We start from the raw sequence: 1,849 nt of genomic DNA, 5'->3' as shown, positions 1-1,849 counted from the left end.
CCCAGAGCGTGCATGGCGGTGGCTGCGATGGCGGTGGCGTCGAGCCCGGCCTCGCGATACTGGGCGTCCTGGGTGTTGTGGTCGATGAAGCGATCCGGCAGCGTCATCGGGCGGAAGCGGACGCTGTCGAGCAGGCCGGTGCGCGCCAGATGGTGCATGACATAGGCGCCGAATCCGCCTTCCGCACCTTCCTCGATGGTGATCAGCACCGCGTGGTTGCGGGCCAGATTCTCGATCAGTGCGGTGTCGAGCGGCTTGGCGAAGCGGGCGTCGGCCACCGTGGGGGGCAGGCCCTGCGCGGCCAGGATATCGGCGGCCTTCAGCACCTCGGCCAGGCGGGTGCCCAGCGACAGGATGGCGATGCCGCCCTTCTCGCGCCCGGCCTGGCGGCCCATTTCGCGGACGATGCGGCCCCGGCCGATCTCCAGCACGCTGCCTTCCTCGGGCAGGGCCAGGCCCAGCCCGTTGCCGCGCGGATAGCGCAGGGCGATCGGGCCCTCATCGAAGGCGCAGGCGGTGGCCGTCATGTGCAGCAGTTCCAGCTCGTCGCTGGGGGCCATGATGGTCATGCCGGGCAGGCAGCCCAGATAGTTGATGTCGAACGAGCCCGCATGGGTGGCGCCGTCGGCGCCGACCAGGCCGGCGCGGTCGATGGCGAAGCGCACCGGCAGGTTCTGCAGCACCACGTCATGCATCACCTGGTCGTAGGCGCGCTGCAGGAAGGTGGAATAGATGGCGCAGAACGGGCGCAGCCCCTCGGTGGCCATGCCGGCGGCGAAGGTGACCGCATGCTGCTCGGCGATGCCGACATCGAAGAAGCGATCCGGATACGCACGCGCGAAGGCGTCCAGCCCGGTGCCGGACGGCATGGCGGCGGTGATGGCGACGATGCTGTCATCCTGCTTGGCCCGGCGCGTCAGCTCGCGGCTGAAGACCGAGGTGTAGCTGGGCGGGCCGGGGGGGGCCTTGTTCTGCTCGCCGGTGACGACGTTGAACTTGGCCACCGCGTGGTATTTGTCGCCCGCCGATTCGGCCGGGCGGTAGCCGCGGCCCTTCTCGGTGATGATGTGCAGCAGGATCGGGCCCTTGTCGTCGGCGTCGCGCAGGTTGCGCAGGATCGGCACGAGTTGGTTGAGGTCGTGGCCGTCGACCGGGCCGACATAATAGAAGCCCAGTTCCTCGAACAGCGTGCCGCCGGTGATCATGCCGCGCGCATATTCCTCGGCCTTCTTGGCGGTGCGTTCCAGCCGCTCGGGCAGGCGGCGGGCCACCTTGCCGGCGAGGTCGCGCAGGCCGAGGAACTGGCGCGAGGACATCAGCCGCGACAGGTAGTTGGACATGGCGCCGACCGGGGGGGCGATCGACATCTCGTTGTCGTTCAGCACCACGATCAGCCGCCCGGCGCCGGGGCCGGCGACCGAGGCGTTGTTCATCGCCTCGTAGGCCATGCCGGCCGAGATCGAGCCGTCGCCGATCACGGCGACCACGTTGCGCTCGCGGTAGGCGGGGTCATGCTCGGCGCGCAGATGGTGCGCCACCGCCATGCCCAGCCCGGCCGAGATCGAGGTGGAGGAATGGGCGGCGCCGAACGGGTCGTATGCGCTCTCGCTGCGGCGGGTGAAGCCCGACAGGCCGCCGGGCTGGCGCAGGGTGCGGATGCCCGGGCGCCGGCCGGTGAGGATCTTGTGCGGGTAGGCCTGGTGGCCGACATCCCAGATGATCCGGTCGTCGGGCGTATCGAACACCGCGTGCAGCGCCACCGTCAGCTCCACCACGCCCAGCGAGGCACCCAGATGGCCGCCGGTCGTCGAGACCGCGTCCACCGTCTCGGCCCGCAATTCCTCGGCCA

At 70.1% G+C, this 1,849-nt stretch carries 1 protein-coding gene; it reads right to left on the bottom strand.

What is annotated here, in order from left to right; all coding sequences use genetic code 11:
• A partial coding sequence (gene dxs / locus HLH36_RS19380; RefSeq protein ID WP_182987913.1) for a 1-deoxy-D-xylulose-5-phosphate synthase occupies window positions 1–1,849 on the bottom strand: 1,849 nt, incomplete at both ends.

It is taken from the genome of Gluconacetobacter aggeris (assembly GCF_014174395.1).
Lineage (GTDB): Bacteria > Pseudomonadota > Alphaproteobacteria > Acetobacterales > Acetobacteraceae > Gluconacetobacter > Gluconacetobacter aggeris.
This window is presented reverse-complemented; position numbering and strand designations above follow the sequence as displayed.